Source organism: Sphingobium sp. (assembly GCF_036170395.1).
Lineage (GTDB): Bacteria > Pseudomonadota > Alphaproteobacteria > Sphingomonadales > Sphingomonadaceae > Sphingobium.
In genome coordinates this window covers 1-1,407 of record NZ_JAVHPD010000017.1, presented here as the reverse complement: position 1 = coordinate 1,407, position 1,407 = coordinate 1, and the positions used below count along the sequence as shown (strand labels likewise).

At 67.6% G+C, this 1,407-nt stretch carries 1 protein-coding gene and 1 pseudogene; both read right to left on the bottom strand.

Annotation, left to right across the window (positions count from 1 at the left end; genetic code table 11):
• Positions 1-214 precede the first annotated feature (214 nt).
• Positions 215-541 (bottom strand): hypothetical protein, encoded by a 327-nt coding sequence (locus tag V2B31_RS06100; protein ID WP_007015539.1) that lies wholly within the window; start codon positions 539-541, stop codon positions 215-217.
• 216 nt (positions 542-757) lie between these two features.
• Positions 758-1,407: pseudogene (locus V2B31_RS06095) on the bottom strand (ATP-binding protein); the annotation flags it as partial.

The window sequence follows — 1,407 nt, the reverse complement described above, 5'->3', positions numbered from 1 at the left end:
TCGGCCGAGCAGGCGCGCAAGCGCCCCATCCGAGGCCCGCGTCCGCGGCCTCGGGGCGACCGGCTCAACGGGAGGCCGAAATGTCGGGCGAGCCTTGCCCCCCTCGCTTCTTGAGCGGCAGCCCTGTGTCGCGACCAGCTTGTGGGCCTCGATCCATGCCCCGATTTGCATAAGTGGACTTCGGGTTTGCCGTGCGAAGGGTCTGCGACGAGGTCTAGTGGATCGAGCCGAACAGGCGTTTCTTGGCCTCGGCCTGGTGGGCGCCGTCCTTCACGCCGACGGTGGCATCCATATCGGCCGCGAGATCGGCTGCGAGCGTCAAGGGAACTTCGGCATAGACCGCAACGACGCGGACGGCGGCCTCGGGGCTTGGAAGCTCGCCCGGTTCAGTGCCGAGCCAGATCGTTGCCTCGCCTTCCTCGGGCTCTTCCTCGGTAGGCGTGAACACCTGGGCGAAGAAGGTCTGGAGGGGACGGTCCCAGCCGATCACGGCCTTGATGACGCCGTTTCCCGCCCTCGGCTTCAGTTCGTAACGGCTCATCCCTGGCTCCTGCGGATGCGGTGGCCGACACGCCGGGCCGCGCTTTCCGTGCTGCGCAGCGCCTGGCGGACCGCCGCGGCGGCGCGGAGCGCACCGCTTCTCGCAAGAAGGTGACGCGCGCTGCGCAGATGGTCAATCGCCTCGTGCACGGCGGCGCGGTCTGCCGGGCGGGCCGCCCTGATCGATCGCATAGAAGGGTCCTTTCTAAAGCCGCGGTCAGGATGCCGGCGCTGGGGTGACGGGCTCGATGCGGATGTCGATCGCGTTGCGCCCGATGACCGCCGCGAACTGCCGCCCCTCTGGCACGAACCATTGCGCCCTGTAGGAAATGATCGCGCGCAGCCGTTCGACCAGCGCTGCGTCGTCGCCAAGAAGCAGGCGGGTCGCCATTTCCCGTGCATCAAGGAGGAAGCGGTCGTTCTGCGTCTCCCAGCTGTCAGCCTCGCGATCGTCGCTGGCGCAGAAGCAGGATGCTTCGAGCAGCTCGACAAGCTCATCCGGGGAGATCGCGTCGCGCGAGGCGAGAAGGATGTTCGCCTCCTCGAAGCCCCAGTGATGTGCATCGTCATAGTCGATGACGACGGGGGCCGCGACGGTCAGCGTCTCGGGCCGCGAGCCTGTGATCTCGACCACGAGCGCGAGCCGGTCGACCGTCCCGCTTTCGAGGTCAGACAGGGTATCGCTGTCGAAGACATGGGCGGCGCCGTCGCGCTCGATCTCGAACCTCAGCACTGTGATCCGTGGCAGAGCGTCGTACCAGCCATATCCCGCCATCGCATCGTCAGGGTCTGCGAGGCGGCCTTCGAAGCGGCCGTCGCGGGCGAGCGCGAAGGCCGCGCATTGCTCGAGCGGCGCACCGAAATGCT